The following is a 25,759-nucleotide window of genomic DNA, read 5'->3' on the forward strand; positions in this document are numbered from 1 at the left end:
AAGCGACGCAGTAAGTCGATTGTAAGGTCTTAATTCTGGCAGCGACAGACGTATTTTGCAAGAAGTGAAGGCCCGAGGGTCTGCAGAAATTCTTCATGCGGCGTTTGCGGATAGTTTGCCATCCCAAGATATGCCAGGATATGAAATGAAGGTCCAGCACCGCCTGCGTTGCGGAAGCAAAAAGGCTGAGAGCCGCGGGCGGCTTTTCCCGCGAGCTGAATGTGATGACGCCTTGGCGGCATCGGGCCGTCGCCGTTGGGGGAAGTTCCGAATTTACCTGGAAGCCTGGTGACATCCATCCTCTACCATTTCACCACGCAAGGAATGCGATAGTGCCGAAGTGATTTTTACACCGATGAAACGGCCGATCTTTTCCGGGTGTCCGGGGAAATTTACCATACGGTTGTTATCCGTGCGCCCGCAAAGCTCGTGGGCGTGCTTTCTGGACTGGCCCTCTACCAGGACGCGTTGTGTCGTCCCGATCATGCTGTGGCTGATCACTTGCGCCTGCTCCTCGACTTTTTCCTGCAACCGCTGCAAGCGCTCAAGCTTGACTTCATGGGAAGTGGTATCCACCAACCCTGCGGCGGGCGTACCGGGACGTGGACTATAAATGAAGCTGAAGGAGCCGTCAAAGTTCATCGCCTCGACAAGCTTCATCGTAGCCTCGAAATCCGCCTCGCTTTCACCCGGAAACCCGATGATGAAATCGGAGGTAAGCGAGATGTCAGGCCGGGCGGCCCGCAATCGACGGATGATCGATTTATATTCCAGGCTCGTATAGCCACGCTTCATCGCAGCCAGTATCCGATCTGAACCCGACTGGACCGGCAAGTGCACGTGGCTCACCAGCTTCGGCAGTGTTTCGTAGGCTTTGATCAGCCGTGGCGTAAATTCCCGTGGATGCGAGGTAGTGTAGCGGATGCGTTCGATACCGGGAATCTCATGGATATACTCAAGCAATAGCGCCAAATCCGCAAACTCGCCCTCTTCCCCGTACTTGAGCACGCCACGATAAGCGTTGACGTTCTGCCCGAGCAGCGTTACTTCCTTGATGCCTTGGCCGGCCAAGCTTGCGATTTCCGTCAGTACGTCATCGAGCGGCCGGGAAATTTCCTCGCCCCGGGTATAAGGCACAACGCAAAAGCTGCAATATTTGCTGCACCCTTCCATGATGGAAACGAAGGCGGTTACGCCCTCTGTACGCGCAGGCGGCAGGTGGTCGAACTTTTCGATTTCGGGAAAGGAGATATCCACCTGCGGGCGGCCGGTTGACTGCCGCGCCGAAATCAGTTGTGGCAGCCGGTGCAGTGTTTGCGGGCCAAATACCAGATCCACATATGGCGCGCGCTTCACGATCGCTGCGCCTTCCTGGCTCGCGACGCAACCTCCCACGCCTATAAGCAGGTTCGGGTTGGAAGTTTTAAGATGGCGGACGCGTCCAAGATCATGAAACACCTTTTCCTGAGCCTTCTCCCGCACCGAGCAGGTGTTGAACAAAATCACATCGGCTTCAGCAGGATTGTCCGTTTTTTCCATGCCCCCGGCGTCGTGAAGCACATCGGCCATCTTGTCCGAGTCATACTCGTTCATTTGGCAGCCAAACGTTTTAATGTAAAGTTTTTTTACCATGCATCTATCCAGGTATACGCAAAGCGTTGCGTTGAGTTATCCCCGGAAATAACCGGAATTCCACTATCGCTTCCATTCGACACGCCTGCCGCTCCACCATGCCGTTGCCCGGCGTACTATATACGAGAGGATAGGCGAGAGCTTATCCGCTGTTTCGCAGCCCTGCCGCTACACCGTTAATGGTCAGTTGTATTGCCCGCTTCACTGCATCGGTGGCGTCACCGGATCGATAACGGCGCAACAGTTCTACCTGCAAGTGATTGAGCGGATCAATATAGGGTGTACGATTACGGATGCTTCGGGCGAGCGTCGGATTGTCCTGTAGCAGCTCGGTTCGGCCCGTAACGGCAAATAGCCACTTCACACAGAGTCGCCATTCCTCCTCTATACGTCCGAAAATTTCTTCTCGCAGGGCAGTATCGGTAACCAGTTCAGCATAGCGGGAGGCAATGCCCATATCGGTCTTGGCCAGCACCATATCCATGTTGGACAGCAGCGTTTGCAGGAACGGCCAGTTACTGTGCATATCCTGCAGGAATCCCAGGCCGTTTTCGCCCCGGCCTTCGCGCTTGACGAACAGCTCCACGGCCGTGCCGAAACCGTACCAGCCAGTGATCATGGCGCGATTTACGCTCCAGCTGAACGTCCAGGGGATGGCGCGTAAATCTTCTATCAAATCGGATTTCTTGCGCGATGGCGGACGGCTGCCAATATTCAGGCCGGCAATTTCCCTGATCGGGGTCGATTCCTGAAAATAGCGTGTAAACCCCGGTGTCTCGTATACCAGGTTGCGATAGGCCGCGAGCGCGTCGCCGGCCAGCACTTCCATGATCCGGTAATAATCGGCAGCACGCTCACCGAGGGTGTCGTGGCTCAACAGTGTAGCCTCGACTGTCGCCGCGACCAATGTCTCCAGGTTACGCCGCCCTATTTCCGGATCGGCGTATTTGCTGCCGATGACTTCACCCTGTTCCGTGATGCGTATCTGGCCATTTACACTAGCCGGGGGCTGAGCCAGTATCGCCTGATAGCTGGGACCGCCGCCCCGGCCGACGGTACCGCCGCGTCCGTGAAACAAACGCAGTTCAACCTTGTGTTTCGCGAAAATCTTCGTCAGTTCCGTTTCAGCTTTATAAAGCTCCCAATTTGCGGCAAGAAAGCCGCCGTCTTTATTGCTGTCGGAATAACCCAGCATCACTTCCTGAACGTTGCCGCGCGAATCCAGCAATTTGCGGTAATAAGGCAGCGAAAACATCTTGTCCATGACGATGCCGCAACCGTGCAAGTCCGCAATGGTTTCAAATAACGGGACAATATTGAGATGCAGGCGTGGTCTTTCTCCGGCTCGCAGGAGGCCAACTTCTTTCAGCAATAGCGCAACCTCCAGCATGTCGGAAACGCCGTCGGCTTTAGAGATAACGTAATTTGGCAATGCGGCGGGGCCGAAACGTCTGTGAATTTCCGCTGCCGTTTGCAGAATACACAGTTCGCTTTGAACAATTTCGGAATAGTCCAGATAAGGCGAACGCAAGGGGCGGGGGCTGCTGATCTCGGTCAACAGCCACTGTACGCGATCTTCCTCGGCGATTTCGGAATAATCGCTTCGACCTGCGCCAAATTTGAACAATTCCGCCACCACCTGCTCATGCACATTGCTGTGCTGGCGCATATCCAGGGGCGCAAGGTGAAACCCGAACACGTCCGCTGCCCGCCGTAGATGGCGCAAATCTCCGCGCGCCAGCAATTCGGATTTGTGCTGCTTGAGGGAATGGATGACGATATCGAGATCACGAACGAGCTCCGCGCTTTCCGTATAGGGCTCGGCGGGCCCGACCGGACGGCGTTGCCGGATGACGTGACCAAGGCCTTCGCTAGTGGCAGCAAGACGTGCATAAATACCGATCAGGGCGCGGCGGTAAGGCTCGTCCGCGCGGCTTATCGCACGGTCAGGGGATGCCTCGGCCAATTTGGCCAGGTCCGCATCGACATCCACCAATCGCTCTGTGAGGCTTAGCCTGCGGCCAATTCGATGTACCTCACCCATATAAAAATCCAGGGCGAGCGCGGACTGACGCTCAGCCGCATGCAGCATTACCTCATGGGTGACGAATGGATTACCGTCGCGATCACAGCCTATCCAGCTACCGATGCGCAGAAATGGCGGAATATGAGGAGCTTCGGCTCCCATCCGGCGTTCGAGCAGATCCTCGATCTCTGCATAAAGACGCGGTACCTCGGTAAGAAAAGTATAGTGATAATAGGCCAGGCCGTTCTTGATTTCATCATATACGGAAAGTCTCTGCGAACGCAGCATGCGAGTCTGCCACAATATCTGAATCGCGCAGCGCAACCCGTCTTCGTTGTTCCGTAACTCATCCGGCGTAAGCCGGACCCGGTCGCGCTCGTTCAACAGGTGTGCAATAGTCAACTGGCAATCGAGTATGCTTCTGCGTTGCACTTCTGTTGGATGGGCTGTCAAAACCGGTGAAACGACCGCTTTGGCGAAAAATCCGGCTAATGCGGCGCCACTCGTTCCGCTGGAGAAGACCCGCTCCAGTGCCATTGCGACGCTACCGGCCTGCGGTCGCGATCCGGCCAGAAGATAGCTGCGGCGGCGGCGATTGTGGTGCATATCCTCGGCAATGTTGGAAAGTTGCGAGAACTGGCTGAATGCCCGCACCACCGCTTCAGTCGCCTTGTTGCTCAACTGATTGAGCATCATATCCAGTTCATGACGAGCCGTCAGGTCCTGCTCCCGGCGAAATCGAATTGCGGTCTGGCGGATGTTTTCAACGAGATCGAAGGTAGATTCGCCTTCCTGCTCGCGCAAAGTATCGCCCAGCATGCGGCCCAGCAGACGAATGTCGTTACGTAAAGGATTATCCTTTTCGTTCTCTTTATCGTCGACATCGTTTTTTTCAGAATCTCTGCTTCGGGAAGGAAGGGAGCTCATACCATAACCTCTTCATAAACGCGGACCGAGCGGATGCGTGCGCACTTCATCCGGCTGGACGCCCAGCATGCTAAAATGGGCACCCGAAGCAATTCCGTCACTTTCTCATTTGTAATAATAATGCCTAATTCATCCATACCCGCAAAAATCGTTATTGCAACGCGTGAAAGCGCACTTGCCTTGTGGCAGGCAAATTTCATTCGTGATCGGCTTGCCAAATTATACCCGCAAACCGAACTCGACATATTCGGTATGACGACCCGCGGCGATCAGATTCTTGATGTGTCCCTTTCTAAAATCGGCGGCAAGGGATTATTCATCAAGGAGCTGGAACAGGCACTGGAAGAAGGACGCGCCGATATCGCGGTGCATTCCATGAAGGACGTGCCGATGGATATGCCGCCTGGATTCGCTCTGGCAGCTATCGCCGAACGGGAAGACCCGCGAGATGCCTTTATTTCCAATCGACACGCGAACCTCGACGCCCTGCCTCCCGGCAGTATAGTGGGGACTTCCAGCCTGCGGCGCGAGAGTCAGTTGCGCGCACGTTTTCCGCATTTGCAGGTGCAGCCCTTGCGCGGCAATGTACAGACCCGGTTGCGCAAGCTGGATGAAGGACAATTTTCGGCAATTATTCTAGCAGCTGCCGGCTTGAAACGGCTGGGGCTGGCGGGTCGCATTACGGCTCTGCTAAGCCTTGAGCTGAGCCTGCCTGCAGTTGGGCAGGGTGCGCTCGGAATCGAATGCCGGGCAGAGCGGACCGATTTGATTCGGCTCATGGCGCCATTGCATCATCTTCCGACGGCTCAATGCGTCGAAGCCGAGCGGGCCATGAGCCGCGCTCTGGGCGGAAGCTGCGAGGTACCGCTGGGAGGCTTTGCGGAAATCAGCGGGGGCATACTCCGGCTACGGGGATTCGTCGCCAGCCAGGATGGAGCCCGCATGATAAGTGATGAAGTAAGCGGTGATCCTGGCATGGGGATGGGAATGGGCGCACAACTGGCGCAAAACTTGAAGATACAGGGTGCGGAAGAAATTCTGACGGCGCTGGGATCGAGAGCAGCTGAGCCCGTGAGCCATCCGTGAACCATCCGCTGGCCGGGATCCATGTCCTGGTCACGCGCCCGGCTCATCAGGCGCGCGCGCTTGCTGATCGTATACAGGCAGCGGGAGGTGATCCCATTTTATTTCCGGTGCTGGAGATCCTGGATATGGCGAATCAGCGTCCCCTGCTGGATTTGACCGAGCGTCTGGATGAGTTCGACCTTGCGGTCTTTGTTAGTCCCAACGCCGTCCGCAAGGCGATGAACCGGATAAGAGAAAGGCGGACATTGCCGTCCCGCTTGAAAATCGCGGCGGTCGGCCAGGGAACTGCAAGGGAGTTGAGAAATTTTGGCGTCAATGAAGTAATCGCGCCAACCATACGTTTCGATAGCGAGGCCTTGCTGGACACGCTGGAATTAACGCAGGTGGAGGGTAAGCATGTCGTCATTTTTCGCGGGGACGGGGGGCGCGAGTTGCTCGGTGAAACATTGCTGGAGCGGGGCGCCAGCGTAGAATATGTTGAATGCTATCGCCGCATCAAGCCGAATTCCGATGTCGCTCCACTATTGCTGGCATGGACAACTGGCAGGATAAATGCGATTACCATAACCAGCAGCGAAGGACTGCGCAATTTGTGCGATATGGTTGGCGAGGCTGGTCAGGCGCCGCTCAAGAAAACACCATTGTTTGCTTCCCACGAGCGAATCGTTCAAGCTGCAAGGAAGCTCGGGTTTGGTCAGGTAATCCTAACCCCTGCTGGAGATGACGGCCTGATGGAAGGCCTGTTGCATTATTTTCGGCCGGAAGCCAGCGGCGAGAATCGTGTTTCAACGAAAATATGAGTGCACAGACTCAATCCGTCGATACCGGCAAGCCACCTCGATCAGGCAAAAGATCGCGTTCGTGGCTGGCTGCGCGCGTCAACCCTTTTTTGCTGCTTGCCCTGATCTTTATCCCCGTGATGGCGTGGCAGTGGTATGACACCCGCGACCAGATCGCCGGATTGCAACATGAGTTGGCAAAACGGCTGGCCGAATCGGATGCGTCCGGCAAGGAGTCGCGCAATGTCGCGGTAGAGGCGACGGAGGCAGGGCGGCGGATAGAAACCAAGGTGAATTTGCTGGAAGCCAAACTGGCTGAATCGCAGAGCCAGCAACTGGCGCTGGAGGCGCTGTACCAGGAGCTTACGCGTAATCGTGATGAAGCAACGCTGGAGGAAATCGAGCAGTTGCTTCTTATTGCGAATCAACAACTGCAACTGGCAAGTAACGTTAAAGCTGCTCTCATCGCGATGCAGGAAGCCGATGCCCGGCTGCAGCGGATTGATCGTCCCCAGTTATCCCCATTACGCAAAATTCTCTCGCAGGACATGGATGTTCTTAAGTCCGCCCCGTATCTGGATACGGTGGGGATCAGTCTCCGCCTGGACAATCTTGCTGCTTCGGTGGATGCTTTGCCCCTGGAGATGGAGCTTCGTCCAAAGGAAAATGCCTCTTCCGGGGGTGCAATTCCAGAGACCGGCAACATTTGGCTCAGATTCGCGCGCGAAGCCTGGGAGGACGTAAAGCGCCTGGTCCGGATTCAATACATGAACAAGCCCGATATAGCACTGCTATCGCCATCGCAGGCATATTTCCTGCGTGAGAATTTGAAGCTGCGCCTGCTGTCGGCTCGACATGCGCTGCTCGCGCGCGACGTCGCCAGCTTCAAGGCTGATCTCGACGCATCCGTCGATTGGATCAGCCGGTATTATGACAACGAGTCGAAACCGGTCGCAAATATTCTCGAATCGCTGCATCAGCTGCGCAACAGCGAAGTGGGTATCGAGCTGCCACGTATTTCCGCGAGTCTCGATGCCGTGCGCAATTATCGCATCGCGCGCGATCGAGGAAATAGATGAAGTGGGCGCTCTGGCTTCTGGTGTTGTTTTCCGTCGCGGTGGCGGTGACACTCGCCGCCAGATATAACAGCGGGTATGTACTGGTAGTGGCCCAGCCTTATCGGCTCGAACTATCGCTCAACCTAATGGCGGTATTGCTGCTGGCGCTATTTTTTTTAACCTATTTCATCCTGCGGCTTGCCGTCATTACCCTCCGACTGCCGGCGGAGGTAAAGGAATTCCGCTCTCGCCGGCGCCGCGAGAAAGCACGCAGCGCGATGCTGGACGGGCTCAAGGCGTTCTTCGAGGGCCGCTACGCCAAGGCCGAGAAATCTTCTGCTGCCGCACTGGAACTGAAAGAATCTCCCGTCATTAGCGCGATCAGTGCGCTGATCGCCGCCCGGTCCGCGCACGAACTGGGAAAATATACCCGCCGCGATGAGTTTATTGCCATGGCGGAAAGTAACGCACCAAAGGAAATAACCGTCCGGCTGATGACACAGGCTGAATTGTTGCTGGATGAACACCGTCCTGAAGAAGCGCTGAAGATATTGCGGTCCCTGCACACCGCGGAAACGCGTCAGCATGCCGCTGCGCTGCGGTTGGAGCTGAAAGCGCAGCGGCAATTGAAAAACTGGGACGCGGTACTGAGTCTGCTCCCGCAACTGGAACAGCTTGACGCGACAGACATAACGCGGATGAAGCAACTACGCCGCCAAGCTCATGTGGAAAATCTCAAGAGCAGAACGTTGAATCCGCAGGCGCTGCAGGAGTATTGGCAGAATACTTCTTCAACTGACAAGAGAGACAGCAAGGTGGCCGCCGTTGCTGCCCGTGCGTATTCCTTGATGGGTGATTGTGCAACTGCCCGTCAGATTATCGAGGAGAGCCTGGACAGCCAATGGGATTCCGAACTGGCGGAGTTGTACGCGCAATGTCTCGGCGATGATGCCATCAGGCAAATTGAGCGTGCTGAAACCTGGCTACGCGCTCATCCCAATGACGCAAGCTTGCTGCTTGCGCTGGGCAGGCTTTGCGTCCAGCGCGAGTTGTGGGGCAAGGCGCAGAACTATCTGGAGGCGAGCCTTTCAGTGGAACCTGGTTATCCCGCTCATCTCGCATTGGCGAAATTGAACGAGAAACTTGACCGGCCTGAATTGGCAAAGGATCACTATGGCAAGGGACTGGAACTTGCGTTGAGGCGACTTGATGCGCGGGAGCAAGCTTAAGCCAAAGGGGACCCAGGGCAGACAGTAGCGCAAATTCCAGAGCAGATGGAATGCTTTTCCCGCAAATAACTGCCGGAGTGGGTTCTTCCTGGATTGCAGGGTTCAGATGGGACGAGACAAATTCAGGGCTTTGGCTGGCTGGCCGATGTAGTAAATGCATCGGAAAAGAATTCATCTTCGGGGAGGCCGCGCAGCCTGGTGAAATCCCTGTGGGCGGCTTCCACCATTGCCGGGGTGCCACACGCATATACCTGATACCCGCTGAGATCATCGAAATCCTGCAGCACGGCTTGATGCACCAGCCCGGCCCTTCCACTCCAGTTATCCGCGGGTGGGGACTCGGAAAGCACCGGGATAAAGGTAAAATTGTCATGCTCCTGCTGCCAGCTTCCAGCCAGTTCCGCCATATAAAGATCCGCGCTGGTGCGGTTACCCCAGTAGAGCACCATCTGCCGGTAGCCGTGGAGGTTCCGCCCATGAAATACATGCTCGAGTATGCTTTTAACCGGCGCGAAGCCTGTGCCACTGGCTACGAAGATGATCGGTTTGTCTGAATCCTCACGCAGGAAAAATGTGCCGAGTGGTCCTTCGAAGCGCAGGATGTCCTTCTCCTTCATCCGCGTGAACACATGCTCGGCGAACGCGCCACCGCTGTAGTTGCGGACATGCAGTTGCAGCAGTTCGTCATCGTGCGGCGCATTAGCCAGCGAGTAACTTCGGCGCTTGCCGTCCTTCATGAGAATATCGATATATTGCCCGGCGAGGAACTGCAAGCGTTCGTTGGCGGGAAGCTTCAGGGAAATAACCATCACGTCGGGCGCGACCCGTTCCAGCTTTTGAACACGGCACGGCAGCGTTTTGATTTTGATATCCTTTATTGCCCCGATCTCGCGGCACTCAATGACAAGTTCCGACAGTGGCACGGCGCAGCAAAACAAAGCCATCCCCGCCTGCTTCTCGATTTCCGTAAGCGTACTTTCGTTATGGCTGCCGAAATCGACCTTTCCCTGTATGATTTTGCCCTTGCAAGTGCCACACGCGCCGTTTCGGCACCCATAGGGAAGTGAATAACCTTCGCGAAGCGCCGCTTGCAATACGGTTTCACCAGGTTGGGCGAAAAAAACGTGGCCGCTCGGCTTGATAGTAATTTGATGCGGCATCGGGTTGTGAATGATTCAGTAAGACAGGCCCTAACTGGCGACAAACAAAATGAATGCGATGAAACGACGGACTCTTTTAATTGTTGGCTGCGGCGACATCGCCTTGCGTGCGGCTCCTCTGCTACAGGCGCACTATCGGTTGCTGGGCCTGTACCGCAAGCCGGAGAGCCGCGACCTCCTGCGTCGGCATGGAATTACGCCGGTATCTGGAGATCTCGACATACCCGGTAGTCTTGGCAAGGTGGCCGGAATGGCACATGCAGTTCTGCACCTTGCTCCGCCACCTGTTCGAGGTCGACGAGATACCCGCACTGCAAACCTCCTGGCAGCACTGGCAAAGCGGCCAAAGATGAAGGAGGCAATATTACCACAACGCCTTGTTTACATCAGTACCAGCGGTGTATATGGCAACTGCCGGGGTGCGCAGGTAGATGAAACCCGCTTGATCAATCCGCAGACGGAACGTGCTTTGCGCCGTGCCGATGCCGAAAGACAGATACGCGGTTGGGGGCTGCGCAACGGAGTGAATGTTTCGATTCTTCGCGTGCCTGGAATTTACGCAGACGATCGTCTGCCGTTCGCCCGTCTGCGCGAAGGTGCACCGGTACTCTTGCCGGAGGACGATAGCTATACCAACCATATACATGCCGACGATCTTGCGCGTATTCTTTTCGCTGCGCTGCGCCATGCGAAACCCGGAAGGATCTATCACGCCTGCGACGACTCGGACTTGAAAATGGGCGAGTATTTCGACCTGGTAGCAGACCGGCTCGAGCTGCCACGACCCCCCCGTATTCCCCGGATTCACGCAGAGGCACGCATAGGGCCGGGCATGCTATCGTTCATGCAGGAATCGCGGAGGCTCACCAATACCCGCATCAAGCATGAGTTGCACGTGAACTTGCGCTATCCCACCGTCGCGGAATGTTTTGCCGAGGGAGCCGCAGCGAAAGCCATGGAAAATAGTAAAATCGGATCTATTTCAAGGAAAGAGAAAGTCGACCCCGGTAGACCTGCTCATCAAGATGGAACCCATACTCATCATTACCAACTTGCCCGATAGGGCGGGGGCCATGTCGCTTGCTCAAAAACTGATCGATGAGCGGGTTGCGGCCTGCGTGAACGTACTGGCGGAATGCACATCGGTCTATCACTGGCAGGGAAAAAACGAGAGCACGGCAGAGGTGCCAGTGCTCGTCAAAACGCTTGCCCGGCATTATGGGCGCGTAGAGGAATTGATAACCTCCCTGCACCCCTACGAACTACCTGAAATCATTGCTGTCCCAATAAGCAACGGTCTTCCCGCTTACCTGGACTGGATCGCCGGGGAAACATCAACTCCGGACAACAATTGAACAGAATCTGTCTTCTATGCGCCTGAGCCGATATTTCTTCTTGTTACTGTTTTTTTGCAGCGTCAGCGTCTTCGCTCAGGAGAGGCAGTCTTCCGGCTTTCTGTCAGGGTTAAAACAGCTTGGCGCAAGTTTTGATCAGACTGAGCAGGAATTGCTGCCTCCGGACCAGGCGTTCAAACTGACGGTCAAGGTCCGGGATGCGAATACGCTGGTGGCGCAATTTGAGCCGGCAAAAGACTATTATCTCTATAAAGACAAGGTTGCGTTCAAGCCCAAAGACACCGGAACGTCGGTCGAGAAGATCTCGCTACCTCAGGGTACGGTCAAAAGCGATCTCACATTTGGACAGGTCGAAGTGTTTCACGACCCGTTCGAGGCGCTGATTTCCCTGAAGCGCGACGCAACGTCAACCGACAAGTTGACCTTGGTAGCGACTTACCAGGGTTGCAACGAGCCAATAGGGGTTTGTTATGCCCCGATCAATAAAGTTGTTGAACTGACGCTCCCGGTGGCGAAAGCGGCAGCGGGAGCAGTTGCCGATGCGGTGAGTGGGAATGCTTCGGCGGCACCGGCCTTGTCAGGTATCAAGCCAGGCCCGGCAGATGAATTGTTCCAGTCCTCCGCATCGCCCCCCATCGAGACGGAATCAAGCAAAATAGAGCAAATGTTCGAGACCGGAAATTTCTGGCTGATTCTGACCGGTTTCTTTGGCATCGGCCTGCTGCTTTCGTTCACTCCCTGCGTGTTTCCCATGTTTCCGATTTTATCGGGAATCATCGCCAAACGGGGAGAGCGCATAACGAAGATGCACGGGTTTATCCTGTCTCTGGCCTATGTAATGGGGATGGCAATTACCTATGCCGCGGCTGGCGTGGCGGCAGGTCTTTCCGGCGCCATGCTGTCGGCAACCTTGCAGAACGCCTGGGTACTCGGCGCATTCGCGCTGATTTTTATAACGCTGGCTTTTTCCATGTTCGGTTTCTACGAATTGCAGTTACCCACTTTTCTTCAGAGCAAGCTCTCCGAGGAGGCAGGCCATCTGAAAGGCGGGCATCTTACCAGTGTGTTTGGCATGGGGGCATTGTCGGCGCTGATCGTGGGACCTTGCGTGGCGGCTCCACTGGCTGGGGCGCTGCTTTACATCAGCCAGACCCGGGATGTCGTGCTGGGCGGCTCAGCGCTCTTTTCCATGGCTCTGGGCATGGGCGTGCCCTTGCTGATGCTGGGTGCGTCCGCCGGGGCGCTACTCCCGAAAGCGGGCCCATGGATGGAGTCGGTCAAGCAATTTTTTGGTGTTTTGTTGCTGGCGGTCGCAATATGGCTGATATCGCCCGTTATTCCCGCGGTAGTGCATATGCTACTGTGGTCAGTTTTATTAATCATCTCTGCCATTTATCTACACGCCATCGATCCGCTGCGTCCAGGCGCGCCCGGCCTTCAAAAATTCCTGAAGGGTTTGGGTATTATTGCGCTACTGACCGGCGTCGCACTGCTGATCGGTGTTTTTTCAGGTAGCCGGGATATCCTGCAACCTCTCTCGAAGATAAACGTTGCCGCCGTCGACGCGACTGGAATGAAAAAAAATGGCATTGAACCAGCCGGGCATTTGGCGTTTCAGCAAGTGAAGTCGATAGCGGAACTCGAGCAGCATATTCTCCAGTCCAGAAACAAATACGTCATGCTGGACTTTTACGCTGACTGGTGCATTTCCTGCAAGGAAATGGAGCGCTTCACCTTTACTGACCCCGAAGTGCAGTCCCGGCTGAAAGATGTGACGCTATTGCAGGTTGATGTTACCGCAGGGACGCCTGATGACGCGGCGCTACTTAAGCGCTTCAAGCTTTTTGGCCCGCCCGGTATCCTGTTCCTTGATCCGCAGGGGCGCGAGGTCCCAGGCGTCAGGCTCATCGGATACCAGGACAAGGAAAGCTTTCTGAAGATACTCAATGCAGTGCTGATCTAGCAGCCTGCCGGATTGAAAAATCGAAGCGTGTTCGCCAATTATAGAGCCGGTGGCGTGGCCTTGAAGTATATTTTCCTCTGGGTTAATGCCTAAATGACGAAATCGCAACAGATATTGTTGTATGCAGGAGTTGCGGTGCTTGCCGTGGCTGCCGGTTTTTTGCTGCGCGGCCAGCTGATGAGCAGCAATACTCAGCCCGGCGATGCGGCAGCGGCGGCCAAAGGAGCCGAGGTGATATTCGCGGCCAGCTTGCCTGATCTCCAAGACGAGAGTCAGGCCATTTCGCAATGGCGGGGGAATGTGGTGGTCGTAAATTTCTGGGCGACCTGGTGTGAACCTTGCCGCAAGGAGATTCCCGAGTTCATTGAACTCCAGGAAAAATTCAGGGATAAAGGCCTGGTTTTCGTCGGAATCGCAGTGGATCAGAAAGAAAAGGTGGCAGCTTTCAGCAAGGAGATGGGTATCAACTATCCCGTGCTGGTCGGAGACATGAAGGCCATGACGCTTGCTGAAGCAGCGGGAAACCGCCAGGGAGCACTGCCCTTTACTGTCGTCATCGACCGTAACGGGAAAATCACCGGTACCAAACTAGGCCGCCTCAGCCGCGATAATCTTGAATCGATGTTCCAGCCCTTGCTATAGGAACAAGCTCGTCTTCACGCAGTTATCGCAGGCTACCGGGTTGTGTGGACCTGGTCGTTTTCCATACCGCCTGATGAGTTCGGGCTGAGCTGCCGGTCCCCTTGGAAGGGCCTATGACCGGGCCGTTTTTTCAGGCGGCAAGGGCTCGGTACAGATTATATAGACTGATGCTGATGATCAATACCCCTACCAGTATCAGCAGAGTTCGGGCATGAAGCTTCTTGCACAGTACTGCCGCGAACGGCGCTGCAAACAAGCCGCCGAATACCAGCCCTACGATGATGGGCCAGGTGTTCGTCTCCATCAACAATGTAAATACAGCCGCGCCTGTCAGCGTCAGAAAGAACTCCGCGAAATTGACGGAGCCAATAGTGGTGCGTGGATCGTTTCCCGAGCTCACCAGCGTCGAGGTGACCACCGGCCCCCAGCCGCCGCCCCCCGCTGCATCTACGAATCCGCCGAATAACGCCAGCTTTCCGACATGCCTGGGGGCATTCTCGCGCAAGCGCAGGGGGTGAAATGCCTTGCTGAGGATGTAAATCCCCAGCAGCAGCAGATAGGCGGAGATATAGGGCTTGAACATGGCGCCGTCCACCTGGGTCACCAGCACCGCGCCCAATATTCCGCCCAGAATACCGGGCACCAGCAAACGTATGAACAACGTTTTATTGACGTTGCCGAACTTTACATGGGAAATACCCGAAACCCCGGTAGTGAAAATCTCCGCAATATGCACGCTCGCGCTTGCCACTCCGGGCGTAGCGCCTGTCGCCAACAGAAACGAAGTAGCTGTAACGCCATACGCCATGCCTAAGGCGCCATCCACCACTTGTGCAAAAAACCCGACCATTACGGCCGTCCAGAAATCTCTGCCACTGACTGTCTCGCCAATGATTTGCCAGCCGCCAAACCAGTGATTGGAAATAAAAAAGCGCCCAGTCAAGAATATGACCAATGCAATCAACACGACAACAACGAACCACACTGCGGCCTGAAGGAGAGGATGCGCTCCAGGATGGGAGACGGGCTCCTCCACAGGAGGAAGTCCTAATTGCTGGTGTTCCACATTTATCGGATTGCCTGTTAGATCCAGGTTGCGAATCTTCATAAGTCTGCTTCTCTGCCTCTTCTATTGGCGTAACACTATACCGATACCGGCAAATATCCAGAAATAACCTAATAGAATATGTTTATTCTTTTGCTTTTTCCGAACGGAAAGAAAAGGTGGAGGATGTACTGATCATGAATTCGAAGACAATGGAATAGTATGCTGCTAGCCGATATCATCCTCGTCATCCATTTCATTTTTGTATTGTTTGTCGTCGGCAGCCTGCCGCTCATCTGGATCGGCGCATGGATGAGGCTGGATTTTATACGGAATCGCCGGTTTCGGTTTGCGCATATTTCGGCCATCCTCTTCGTTGTTGTCGAGTCTCTCATCGGCATCGTATGTCCGCTGACGCTGCTGGAAGACCAGTTGCGCGGTACGGAAACGGGCGGAAGTTTCATTCAGCGATGGCTGCACCGCATCCTCTTTTACGACGTGCCGGAGTGGCTACTCGCAGGAATTTATGTTCTATTTGCACTTCTGGTCGTCATTACCTTCAGACTCGTTCCGCCCCATCCTCGAAAGTCCCTGTGATCGGCCTTAACCTGCCACAGTAATTGACCCAACTTTAAGCTAAGCGTAAAGTTGGCAAAGAAAGGCTTAAATTTCCGGTTGTTAACCTATCCCGCTGCTTCCCGAACTCTTCCAGGAAACCGTGTGACCATGTCTGCGAGAATGCTCCTTCATCGTTTTACCCGCAATAGACGACTCGTTGCCGGTCTTGGCATTTTTGCCGCCGTCATCGCCCTGTTCGGGCTGATTGGCTATTTCTGGCTGCCGGGGTATGCCAAGACCAAGCTGGAAACAGCGTTATCGGACGCCCTGCAGCGGCCTGTTACAGTGCAGTCGATCGATATTCAACCGTATACGCTGGAATTGACGGTACGCGGTTTCCGCATCGGGGAAAAGGAAACGAGTATTGACGCCGCAAAGGCGCTTTTTTCCCTTGATGAACTGTACGTTAACCTTAGCATTGCCTCTATTGCGCGCGGCGCGCCGGTAATCAGCTCTGTGTCGCTGACAGCGCCAGCGTTTCGTCTGGTTCGCGAAAGCGATCAACGTTTCAATATAACGGATCTGATCGAAGATTTCTTGAAACGGCCCGACGAAGGCGGTGAGACGAATTTTTCAGTGAGTAACATTCTGGTGGAAGGCGGCCGGTTCGAATTTGTCGATCGGCTTAAAAAGAGTCATCAGGAAATCTCCGGGATCAGAATCGGCATACCCTTCATCGCCAACTTCGAAAGTGATGAGAAATCTTGGGTAGAACCATATTTCACCGCGAAGATCAATGACGCCCCAGTGGAGCTAAACGGAAGGTTGCGGCCGTTTACCCAAAATCGGGAGGCGACCCTTGAGCTTAAGCTCAGCAATGTGGATCTTACCCGAATAGACGAGTATTCGCCGGTCCCGACCGGCATCAGGCTGCTTTCCGGTTATTTTGACAGTGATTTATTGTTGACGTTTGCACAGGCTGATGGCCAGCCGCCCAGTATCGTCCTGAGCGGCCGGACAGCGTTAAGGAAGCTGGAGATAGAGAATAAGGCGGTGGAAGCGCCGTATACAGCAAAACTGGACCAACTCGATGTCAAGCTGACCGAAATCAATCTTAATGGTGCGAAGCCGTCGCGCGCCTCGCTGGTTTTGTCGGAAGCCTCAGTGATCCCGAAGGAAGATTCAGACCCTTTACTGAGCTTGCCGAAGTTAAGCATAGATGAGGTTGAGGTCGACACCAAGCGGCAGGCGGTCACGCTTGGTACGGTCGTGCTGGACCGGTTCAAGGCATCGGCGCGCCGCGAACCTGATGGCCGCCTCGATCTGGAAAAGCTCTTTGCGCAGGCACCGGGGGCTACCCAGGCACCGAAGCCGTCCTCCGCCAAGGCGGAGACGGATAAGCCCTGGTCTGCGCAGCTAGGCAGTTTGAAGCTGGCAGGGGCGATACTGCGCTTTGAAGACAGCACCCTGAAAAATTTGGCACCGATGGTTGCCGATCCAGTCGACCTGACTGTCAGCGATATTGATTTGACCGGCGCAGCACCGCTGAAACTGGCCCTGAAGGCCGCGATAAATCAACGCGGGAGTCTCGAAGCAAACGGTGCTCTGGGCTGGTCCCCGGTGACCGCAGATCTCGAGATAAATGCCCGGGACGTTGATCTGGTTGCGCTTCAGGGTTGGGTGGGCGACCGCCTGAACGCGCTACTTACGCGAGGCGCCATATCTTTCAATGGCAATATACAAGCGAATGGGTCGCCATTAAAAGTGGCAGTAAACGGAAAGGGCCAATTTACCAATTTTAATGTCGTGGACAAGCTGAGCACGACGGATCTCATGCGCTGGCGAAACCTGGACATTGATGGCATCGAGTTCGTTAATGACCCGCTGCGCGTCAAGATTGCCTCTATTGCGATTGCAGACTTCTTTGCCCACGTCGTACTTACGCCTGAAGGAGAACTTAATCTTAAACATATCGTCCGGGAGGACGATAGCGGGGGCGCAGGCGTAAAGACTGCTTCGGCTAACCGTTCCGAGGCCGGGCAGCAAGCAATTTCCGCGACCCTCACCCAGGCTGCCGCAGCAAGTGCTCCCCAGAAAAAAAAACCTGCGCCGTTACCCGTTCATATCGGACGCGTTGTAATGCAGGGCGGGAACGTCAATTTTCACGATCAGTTCATCAAGCCCAACTACCGGGCCAGATTGACAGGACTGACAGGCCGCGTCGGTCCTCTGGATCCGCGAAAGCCGGGAGAAATCGATATACGTGGCGCAGTGGACAAAACCGCACCGCTGAAAATCGTAGGCAAAGTCGATACGCTGGGCAGCGAACTCTTCCTCGACGTTACGGCGTCAGCCAAGGGCATCGATATGCCGACTTTCAGCCCCTATTCAGGCAAATATGTCGGCTACGCTATCGAGAAAGGCAAGCTATCGGTCGATATTCATTATCATGTCGAAAAAGGCGAGCTGACAGCGGAAAACAGTATTTTTCTTGATCAATTGACTCTCGGCGAAAAAATTGAAAGTCCCGATGCACTGTCGATCCCGGTAAATCTCGCGCTAGCGCTTTTGAAGAACCGGCGTGGAGAAATTAATGTTCACCTGCCAGTGAGCGGTTCCATCAACGATCCGCAATTCAGCCTGGGCGGCGTCATCTTCGACGCCATAATTAATCTTCTCACGAAAGCCGCAACTGCGCCTCTTGCAATGCTTGGCTCGCTCTTCGGCGGTGAAGAGTTATCCCAGATAACTTTTTTACCTGGCCAGGCACAGCTTACGCCTGAAGCCGAGAAAATCCTCGAGACCTTATCAAGGGCATTGATAGATCGTCCCGCGCTCGAGCTCGACATCACTGGTTGGGCCGATGCCTTGCATGACCCGGAAGCTCTCAAGCGCAGCCTTCTTGAACGCAGGGTTAAAGCGCAGAAATTGTCGGAGAAGGTAAAAAAGGGAGAGGCGGTGGACTCGTTACGTGACGTCGAATTGAGCGACGAGGAATACGCCAGGTATTTGACGATGGCCTACAAGGAAGCAAAGTTCGTGAAGCCAAAAAATGTAATCGGCCTTACAAAAAGCCTGCCTGTGCCGGAAATGGAGCAATTAATGCTGGCCAACATTGATGCCGGTGATAACGAAATGCGACAACTTGCGGAGCGCCGCGCCCAAGCGGCGCGGGACTGGGTGATCGAGCGGGGCGGGGTTGCCGGTGACAGAGTGTTCGTGCTCGCGCCCAAGATCGAGGCGGAGGCCGATGGCGAGAAATCCGGTAGCCGGGTAGAATTCTCGCTCAGATAAATACTGTCATGCCCTACCGGAGATTCCCGGAATCAATCGAAATCTCGGCAGGGCATGCGTGGACATATCAATTCGCTGTCTTAAAACTCAACTTGAGCCTGTGTCAGGAAAGCACTCAGGTCTGCGTTATGAAAGCCTGCAGTACGAGGAATGGCGGACCCTGCCGTATCCACATTTAGCACGTGAATAATATTGTTCTGAATTTTAATATTCGGATGAGGGTACCAGTTCAGGGCAAACCTCACCATATCCGCTTGTCCGCCTCTTATTATCCCGCTATTCAAGTTAATGTAGTCATAACCGGCGGCGACCTCCCAGGCTCCCCAGCCTGAACCGTTCCATTGAAAGTTCTGCCTTGGTTTTATCCGGTTCGCGGCACCATTTTTGACATGGTAGGCTTTGGACTCACCGGTTAAAAAGTAACTGGCGAAACCATAATAGCCGGTAAAATGCTCGTCGTCATAGCCCAGCCCATTTATATTCGTTCGCAAATATTCCCCTTGAACCGAAAATGGACCGTGAACCAGCCAGCCCTCCGCCCCGAAGCGGTCATAACTGTCTATTCGGCGCGAGCCAGGTTCACCCTTGTTTCCTACGCTCAAATTACCGGTGTTCAGCATATTGGTGCGGTCTACATTGGTTCCCGGAAAGGCAAAGAAGGCCATTCCGCCACCTCCCCCGCCTTGAGCGGATGGGGTAGTCGCTATTTGACCTGCAGCGTTGTACTGCGTGTTTACAGCAGTATGCCCGGCCGAAATTCCGACATGCAGGAACCTGGTTTCGTCTTCCATCCACGGACGGCCTGTTATCCGGCCGATACCTTCCCAGCTGGAATCGCCTGAACCATTGTTTCGGTTAACGTTGCCTGCGGCATTAACCGAGGTGGAAGCGGCCGACCAGGATCCAATCGGCTCGGTCTGAAAAGCGACCCCAAACTGGAAACGGGGCACCGCGTAATTGACTCCTATACCGGTTTTGTAGGTATTGGGGTTATCGACGAACGAGTTGACGGACATATGACGCTCGATGAACGTGAGATAGCGGTTACTGGCCGCTTCTTCCAGGCTGAAAGGTTCTTTAAATGAACCAACCTTGATTGAAAACGGCTTGGTCACGTTCAGCCGGGTGTAAGCGTCCGTAATTCCCGATGCTACAGAGCCGTTACCTCGACTGAAGTCATACTCGAATTTGTAATCCCAGAGCTTGAAAAAAGTACCTTCGACACCAAGGCGAGCGCGTCTAAGCGTCGCCCCGCTATTCAATTCATTAGGGAGGTTGCTGCCGGTAGCGGGCAAAACATCGTTGATGAAATTGTATTGCGAACCTGCCTGCATCCGCCCATTGATGGCAAATGTAAAATTGCCGTCTTTACTTGCAAAATGCGGGGCACTATCTGTGAATTGAATGTGAACATTCTCTGTTTCCTTGACTCGCTCTTCCAGCGACGCAATATCACTGGCTAAACGCTCTCCCATTATCTTTGACTTTGATTCAATCTCTTTACGGACAGCGGTTAAATCAGCGGTGTTCGTTTTACCGGCTGCAATATCTGCCGTCTTTGGGGATGCGTTATCGCCTGTTGCCGCGGTTGTGTCCGCGGCTGACTTTTCCGCGGCTTTGGCTGCATCTTCTTTCACGAAAGAACCCAGGTGTACGCGCCCGGGGCCAGGTTTCGCATAAATTTGCTCGGTTCTGGTATCGACGTAAAGATCAAGGGCAAAAGCGGCGGTTGATAAGCTTGAGCCTGAAATTGCGGTGATCGCTAACGTAAGCCCGATTATTCTCATCAGTTTTCTCTTCTCGCCCGCTTATGAAAAACTGCTGTGAGAATACGGTCGAAAAATGACGCTTTGATGACAGTTTTGTCACATTTTTATGACAAGAAATGATGAGTTGGAACTCGAAGCCGACGAAGGGGACAATGAGAAGTCGGTTGGAGACCGGGCTGCTCATAAGCAGAGGGATATCAGCGAGGTCCGATTGCGATGTTCCGCATTCCACTTTTATCGTCGCCGTGATAGTCTATGTATCTGGTTTAGCGTCGCTTACGATCCAACTACCATTAAAGAGGAACAGCATGGAAATTCATGTATACGACACCTATGTCAAGGCTAAAGATGGTCATACAATGCACTTCGACGTATTTACCGCGGTAAAAGACGACAAGAAAGCCGTTGAGTACGCGAAAGAGTGGTTGACGTCCATTGGCGAAGGCGACGCCACCATTACCAGTAGAGAATGTCGTTTTTGTCACAGTGAAAGCGCTCCGCCAGATGTCGCCGATGCAATCAATAAGGACGGCTATTTCATCTACAAGATGCAAGGATGCAAGTAGTTTCCATCTATTGCTCCGGAAGAAGACGGTATGAGCGTCGGGGGCCTGCGTGGGTGGAAATCGCGGATGAATTCGAAAGACGATGAATCTCCCACACATCTTCCCGGCCCGTTTCGCGTCCCGCATCAGAAGTTTCGGTATTTTTGGACTCATACTTGTTACTCCGCTGTGGGCCAGCGAGTTGGTCAAGACCATCGAAGATGTCAAACCGTCGATAGTTGGAGTAGGAACTGTCCAGAGAACACGCTCCCCCGCAGTCAATTTTCTGGGAACCGGCTTTGTACTGGACGACGGCCTTCATGTAATCACCAATGCTCACGTTGTTCCGGAGATTCTGGATATCGCCAACAACGAGTCGTATACCGTGATTACAGGCAAGGGCAAGAAGCCGGAACTTCGGGCTGCGACCATTGCTGCTATCGATAAAGATCACGATCTGGCGCTGCTGAAAATCAGCGGCGACGCTTTACCCGCCATGCGACTGGGAGATGCGAGCAAGGTTCGGGAAGGGCAAACCCTCATTTTTACGGGGTTCCCTATTGGAATGGTGCTGGGATTCTACCCGGTCACTCACCGTGCGATGGTTTCCTCGATTACCCCCATCATTCTGCCTGCGCACAACTCGAGGCAACTTAATGCGAAGATGATCAGTCAGTTGCAAAAGGCTGCCTATGCCGTGTTTCAGCTTGATGGTACTGCCTATCCCGGTAGCAGCGGAAGTCCTCTCTATGATCCTGACACGGGGTTGGTATACGGGGTGATCAATATGGTGTTCGTGAAGGGTAAGAAAGAGGCGGCGCTCAGCAACCCTAGCGGCATAACGTATGCCATTCCTGGCAACTATATCAACGACCTGTTAAAACAGGTAAGCAAATGAACAGGCATGATTACGGTCATGAAACGCTTTCGGGATCGGCAGATTTCGAAAAGAGATGGAAATCTTTAAAGACTGAATTCAATATAGCTGGAAGTTTAACTGCTTGACGGCATGGTTTTTTAATATCTGACGCGCGAGCTGGAAGGAGAAACGATGCAAATGGTCACCGTGGCGATAGCAGATACGGACGCGGGGAGACGCGCAAAGCTGGAGCAGTTCCTGCAAGCGGAGTCCGACATCAAGGTGCTGAAAAATTCGGTGTCAACTGGAATCAATATTCCTGACGACCCTCAACTTGAGCCAGATAAGGCCGTTATAGCAATTGACGATACAGTTACCAGAATCAGCGAATTGAAACCTCGCATCCTTTTTGTCCATCTGGATCAGTCTGAATGGAGCTTTGCCTTGCTGGAAGCCTTGCACCGGGAATGTCCGGAGACGCTTGTATTATTATTAACCGATAAATCGGTCCAGGAGGAGCAGATAATACAGGCTCTGGCTAATGGCGCACGTGGTTGCCTGAGCCATGAAGCAGACCCATTTTATTTCTTGAAGGCTGTACGTGTAGTTGACCGCGGTGAGATCTGGGTCACACGTAAAATGCTTGGCAAAATCATGGACAAGGTTTTGCACTGATTTCACGGATTTTGGCGGGAGACACTTTTGATTTTGCTGGCTAGTTCATCTCAGGACGATCTGTATTGCTGGGAAAGGGGGGTGAGCGCTCTTGCTCCCATATTCTGCTCAACCAACATTGGCTCGCTCAGTGATGAGATGGTGCGGATAAAGCCCAAAATACTCCTGCTGGATTATGATTTACCCAAACTGGATGGGGTGGGTGGAATTGCTGCACTCATGAAATTGAATCCCGATACTAAAGTCGTCATTTTGAGCGGGCCTATCACTGATGAAATAGAATGGGGATTATTCAGGACGGGGGTAAGAGGATGCTGCCAGCGCAATATCGAATCCGAGCAGCTCAAGAACGTCATCATGGCTGTTCAGCGAGGTGAATTGTGGATTCGACGAACGCTCAGTTGGCATCTGCTCAACGAACTGGTTATGATCACCCAGGAGAAGAACAAACTCAAGCAGACCATTGGCGACCTGCTTGCGAATCTAACCCGGCGCGAGTACGAAATTGCTACGCTGGTGGGAGATGGTGAAAGCAATAAACAAATTGCACGCCGGCTTGCGATTACGGAGCGTACCGTGAAGGCCCATCTGACGGAGGTTTTTCGTAAACTGGACGTCGCCGACCGGCTCAAGCTGGCGTTGATTGTCAAAGGCTCGATGTCATCCCGGGACACGACACAAATAGAACACTAGGGTCAAGAGTCATGACGGGGCGGCTCTGACGCGAGGCTGATCGCCAGGCATTTTTTGTGGTTCAGCGCCGCGCGGATCACCGGGGTCAAAGAAGGACCTGACCGGCGCTCGTGGATTGAAGAAGTGGCGGCTAAACGTGACGATGTCGTGCCGTTCAATCTTGACCTTCCAGAATTCAGCACACTGACCGTTTTTTGCAGGAAGGTACATATTCTGGCTCCTGGCACCTTGAGCCTGGTACCCACGGCGAATGTTTGCCCATGATCGTCCTCCGCTGCCGTGTAATCACGAAATTTCCGTCTAGCCTCCGCACCCGCAATGCGTAGGGGGCGCTTGTGCACAACCCAACTCGCGCCACAGTTACTTCCGGGCGCTTTTCCGCTTCAATTCCCGTCCTTCGCTGGCGCCTCGAAACAGGCTGGCGGGCCGACTTCGATAACGCGCCCCGTTCTGACTGCCTGTAAAAAAATCGGGCCGTCGTGAAACCCTTTGCAAGCGTACTGCCCCTGAATTGCCGTACTTAAGTCCAATTGTTCTTGCTGCCCAAGTTGATATGATGAATATGCCGAGATATGGCTTTGGCGCAAGATGACTACTCATCAGAAGAATCATCTCATATAATGCTTTCGTAAATTAAAGGGTTATCTCGCGTTGTTCCGCCGTTAAGGGTGAATTCAAGGTAAGGGGAAGGTATGTTGCTCGACCGGTTGCAGTTTAAACAATCGCGCGTAAGGGAAATCCGAACATTCTGCCCATGAAAGCAAAAACTGCCGGATCCGTCCCTGGAATGTCAATAGGCCGAACAGTGCATCAACCATCTTTCCGGAAAACATGGATGCGGACCCCGATAATGATCAGGATAATGGAGCGAAGCTTTTAAATCGGATGCTGACGAATATTAACCAGACCTCGACTTTTGTGCTCACGCAGGCGCGAACCTCGCCCGGCGAGGGGTATGCGCCACTTTCATGCTTACCGAGACGAAAAACAGGATGCGGCCGTACCCTGATGCGGATGAGGACGAAAATTGCTCCGTATTTATAACCATTTCATTTCCAGGACGGTGATCCTGCTTATCAGTGCGGAAATTTTCGTGCTGATATTCATGGTTTACGTCGCCGCGAGTATTCGTTTTTTTGATTACCTTGATCCGCTTCCTTTCACTTTCTTATCCCTGCTTCCGGAAGCCGTCACTTTCACCTTCGTCATGATCCTGTCCATGTCCGCTATGGGCCTGTATCAGGTGGACTCCCGGTTGAATATCAAAGACACCTTATTCCGTCTCATGCCATCCATGATGCTGGGATTCGGAATAACGACCCTGATTTTTTATTTGCTGCCTGACCTCTATCTTGGCCGCGGCATACTGGGGTTGGTAATGCTTCTCGCTTTGTCCGGAATTCTCCTGACACGAGCGGCTTTTCTCAAATGGTCCCGCTTGGGAATTCTCGAGTCCCAAGCAATCGTACTCGGTATAGGGGGCAAGGCAAAGGAGTTCGTTGAGCAGGCTAAAAAAGACCCCAGCCACCGGGGATTCAAGATCATCGGTTTTGTCCCACTGCCGGATGAAGAACTGCACGTGCCAGCGTACGCAATCTTGCCGAAGGTGGATTCCCTGATGTCGCTGGTCAACCGGTACGGGGCGCGGGAGATCATCGTTGCAATCCAGGAACGCCGGGGCGGCTGCTTTCCCATCCAGGATCTGCTGGAATGCAAGTTGAACGGGATAAAAGTGACGGACTCAGCCGCTTTTTTCGAGCGTGAGCAAGGCCAGATTCGAGTAAACAGCCTTTACCCGAGCTGGCTGGTCTTTGGTGGAGGATTTGATCAAAGCCTGCTCCGGTCAGGTATCAAGCGCGTTTTTGATCTGGCGGCAAGCGGCGTCCTTCTGGCTGTTACGCTACCGGTAATGCTTGTTACCGGCCTCTGTATCTTTTTCGAGGATGGCGCTCCCGTTTTTTACCGGCAGGAAAGGGTGGGAAAAGGGGGCAAGACGTTTATGGTTCTGAAATTTCGCAGCATGCGAAGTGATGCGGAGAAAAGTGGAAAACCCCAGTGGGCGGCGGCGGATGATCCCAGGGTAACGCGGGTGGGCAGAATCATCCGGAAGCTGCGAATCGATGAGCTTCCCCAGATATTCAATGTCTTGAACGGAGATATGAGCTTTGTCGGTCCCCGTCCGGAGCGGCCCTATTTTGTAAACCAGCTCTGCATGGAAGTTCCCTATTACAACGTAAGGCACAGTATCAAGCCCGGAATAACCGGATGGGCTCAAGTACGGTACCGGTATGGCGCCTCCGTGGATGACGCCATCGAAAAGCTTCAGTACGATCTGTATTATGTAAAGAACCATAGTTTGTTCCTTGACGTTATTATTTTGATAGATACCGTCGAAGTTGTTGTGCTGGGCAAGGGCGGAAGATGATCTGGAATCTCTATCCGGAGATTCTCCAGGCGGCAATCT

At 53.9% G+C, this 25,759-nt stretch carries 21 protein-coding genes; 15 read left to right on the forward strand and 6 right to left on the reverse strand.

Features of this window, described 5'->3' with window-relative positions:
* Positions 1–273: 273 nt before the first annotated feature.
* Positions 274–1,632: a tRNA (N6-isopentenyl adenosine(37)-C2)-methylthiotransferase MiaB gene (gene miaB, locus BMZ14_RS13065; RefSeq protein ID WP_074798310.1), complete on the reverse strand. Its 1,359-nt coding sequence runs from the start codon at positions 1,630–1,632 to the stop codon at positions 274–276.
* A gap of 142 nt (positions 1,633–1,774) precedes the next feature.
* On the reverse strand, positions 1,775–4,585 hold the full coding sequence (gene ppc / locus BMZ14_RS13070) for a phosphoenolpyruvate carboxylase (RefSeq protein ID WP_074798312.1): 2,811 nt from the start codon (positions 4,583–4,585) through the stop codon (positions 1,775–1,777).
* Between the two features lie 120 nt (positions 4,586–4,705).
* Here ppc and hemC point away from each other — a divergent pair, with 120 nt between their 5' ends.
* The 4 genes from hemC to BMZ14_RS13090 are packed head-to-tail and all read left to right on the forward strand — an operon-like array spanning position 4,706 to position 8,737.
* Positions 4,706–5,671 carry a hydroxymethylbilane synthase gene (hemC, locus tag BMZ14_RS13075; protein WP_074798410.1) on the forward strand — a complete coding sequence of 322 codons (966 nt, stop codon included), beginning with the start codon at positions 4,706–4,708 and terminating at the stop codon, positions 5,669–5,671.
* On the forward strand, positions 5,668–6,471 hold the full coding sequence (locus BMZ14_RS13080) for a uroporphyrinogen-III synthase (protein ID WP_074798314.1): 804 nt from the start codon (positions 5,668–5,670) through the stop codon (positions 6,469–6,471). The genes hemC and BMZ14_RS13080 overlap by 4 nt, the downstream gene beginning before the upstream one ends.
* On the forward strand, positions 6,468–7,529 hold the full coding sequence (locus tag BMZ14_RS13085; protein ID WP_074798316.1) for a uroporphyrinogen-III C-methyltransferase: 1,062 nt from the start codon (positions 6,468–6,470) through the stop codon (positions 7,527–7,529). The genes BMZ14_RS13080 and BMZ14_RS13085 overlap by 4 nt, the downstream gene beginning before the upstream one ends.
* Positions 7,526–8,737 (forward strand): heme biosynthesis HemY N-terminal domain-containing protein, encoded by a 1,212-nt coding sequence (locus BMZ14_RS13090; protein ID WP_074798317.1) that lies wholly within the window; start codon positions 7,526–7,528, stop codon positions 8,735–8,737. The genes BMZ14_RS13085 and BMZ14_RS13090 overlap by 4 nt, the downstream gene beginning before the upstream one ends.
* 122 nt (positions 8,738–8,859) lie before the next feature.
* Here the strand turns inward: BMZ14_RS13090 and BMZ14_RS13095 are convergent, their stop codons facing one another.
* Positions 8,860–9,897 (reverse strand): CDP-6-deoxy-delta-3,4-glucoseen reductase, encoded by a 1,038-nt coding sequence (locus BMZ14_RS13095; RefSeq protein WP_074798319.1) that lies wholly within the window; start codon positions 9,895–9,897, stop codon positions 8,860–8,862.
* A gap of 58 nt (positions 9,898–9,955) precedes the next feature.
* On the opposite strand from BMZ14_RS13095, the gene BMZ14_RS13100 reads away from it, so the two are divergent.
* The 4 genes from BMZ14_RS13100 to BMZ14_RS13115 all read left to right on the forward strand — a co-directional run bounded on the left by BMZ14_RS13100 (position 9,956) and on the right by BMZ14_RS13115 (position 13,857).
* Positions 9,956–10,960, forward strand: coding sequence for an SDR family oxidoreductase (locus BMZ14_RS13100; RefSeq protein WP_083396796.1), 1,005 nt, complete (start codon positions 9,956–9,958; stop codon positions 10,958–10,960).
* A 10-nt stretch (positions 10,961–10,970) separates the two neighbouring features.
* Positions 10,971–11,252 (forward strand): divalent-cation tolerance protein CutA, encoded by a 282-nt coding sequence (cutA, locus tag BMZ14_RS13105; protein ID WP_371265776.1) that lies wholly within the window; start codon positions 10,971–10,973, stop codon positions 11,250–11,252.
* A gap of 16 nt (positions 11,253–11,268) precedes the next feature.
* Complete coding sequence (gene dsbD / locus BMZ14_RS13110) at positions 11,269–13,215, forward strand: protein-disulfide reductase DsbD (RefSeq protein WP_074798323.1); 1,947 nt, start codon at positions 11,269–11,271, stop codon at positions 13,213–13,215.
* 93 nt (positions 13,216–13,308) lie between these two features.
* A complete protein-coding gene (locus BMZ14_RS13115) occupies positions 13,309–13,857 on the forward strand; it encodes a TlpA family protein disulfide reductase (RefSeq protein WP_074798325.1) in 549 nt (182 codons plus the stop codon).
* Positions 13,858–13,987: 130 nt separating this feature from the next.
* Here the strand turns inward: BMZ14_RS13115 and BMZ14_RS13120 are convergent, their stop codons facing one another.
* On the reverse strand, positions 13,988–14,965 hold the full coding sequence (locus BMZ14_RS13120) for a sulfite exporter TauE/SafE family protein (protein ID WP_074798327.1): 978 nt from the start codon (positions 14,963–14,965) through the stop codon (positions 13,988–13,990).
* A gap of 159 nt (positions 14,966–15,124) precedes the next feature.
* Here BMZ14_RS13120 and BMZ14_RS13125 point away from each other — a divergent pair, with 159 nt between their 5' ends.
* Positions 15,125–15,499: a DUF2784 domain-containing protein gene (locus BMZ14_RS13125; RefSeq protein ID WP_074798329.1), complete on the forward strand. Its 375-nt coding sequence runs from the start codon at positions 15,125–15,127 to the stop codon at positions 15,497–15,499.
* Positions 15,500–15,628: 129 nt separating this feature from the next.
* Positions 15,629–18,754 carry a DUF748 domain-containing protein gene (locus BMZ14_RS13130; RefSeq protein WP_256208627.1) on the forward strand — a complete coding sequence of 1,042 codons (3,126 nt, stop codon included), beginning with the start codon at positions 15,629–15,631 and terminating at the stop codon, positions 18,752–18,754.
* An 80-nt stretch (positions 18,755–18,834) separates the two neighbouring features.
* On the opposite strand, the gene BMZ14_RS13135 is transcribed toward BMZ14_RS13130, so the two are convergent.
* Positions 18,835–20,541: an OprO/OprP family phosphate-selective porin gene (locus BMZ14_RS13135; RefSeq protein WP_074798333.1), complete on the reverse strand. Its 1,707-nt coding sequence runs from the start codon at positions 20,539–20,541 to the stop codon at positions 18,835–18,837.
* A 290-nt stretch (positions 20,542–20,831) separates the two neighbouring features.
* Here BMZ14_RS13135 and BMZ14_RS13140 point away from each other — a divergent pair, with 290 nt between their 5' ends.
* From BMZ14_RS13140 to BMZ14_RS13155, 4 genes are all read left to right on the forward strand, one after another.
* Positions 20,832–21,089 carry a DUF2024 family protein gene (locus BMZ14_RS13140; protein ID WP_074798411.1) on the forward strand — a complete coding sequence of 86 codons (258 nt, stop codon included), beginning with the start codon at positions 20,832–20,834 and terminating at the stop codon, positions 21,087–21,089.
* An 82-nt stretch (positions 21,090–21,171) separates the two neighbouring features.
* A complete protein-coding gene (locus tag BMZ14_RS13145) occupies positions 21,172–21,966 on the forward strand; it encodes a S1 family peptidase (protein ID WP_074798335.1) in 795 nt (264 codons plus the stop codon).
* Positions 21,967–22,119: 153 nt separating this feature from the next.
* Positions 22,120–22,602, forward strand: a complete 483-nt coding sequence (locus BMZ14_RS13150) for a response regulator transcription factor (RefSeq protein WP_074798337.1) — start codon at positions 22,120–22,122, stop codon at positions 22,600–22,602.
* An 81-nt stretch (positions 22,603–22,683) separates the two neighbouring features.
* Positions 22,684–23,295, forward strand: coding sequence for a response regulator transcription factor (locus BMZ14_RS13155; protein ID WP_177186989.1), 612 nt, complete (start codon positions 22,684–22,686; stop codon positions 23,293–23,295).
* A 9-nt stretch (positions 23,296–23,304) separates the two neighbouring features.
* On the opposite strand, the gene BMZ14_RS14915 is transcribed toward BMZ14_RS13155, so the two are convergent.
* Complete coding sequence (locus BMZ14_RS14915; RefSeq protein ID WP_143072003.1) at positions 23,305–23,505, reverse strand: hypothetical protein; 201 nt, start codon at positions 23,503–23,505, stop codon at positions 23,305–23,307.
* 817 nt (positions 23,506–24,322) lie between these two features.
* Between BMZ14_RS14915 and BMZ14_RS13165 the strand changes: the two genes are divergently transcribed.
* A complete protein-coding gene (locus BMZ14_RS13165; RefSeq protein ID WP_074798342.1) occupies positions 24,323–25,720 on the forward strand; it encodes a TIGR03013 family XrtA/PEP-CTERM system glycosyltransferase in 1,398 nt (465 codons plus the stop codon).
* Positions 25,721–25,759 lie beyond the last annotated feature (39 nt).

The organism is Nitrosospira briensis, assembly GCF_900115125.1.
Taxonomy (GTDB): domain Bacteria; phylum Pseudomonadota; class Gammaproteobacteria; order Burkholderiales; family Nitrosomonadaceae; genus Nitrosospira; species Nitrosospira briensis_A.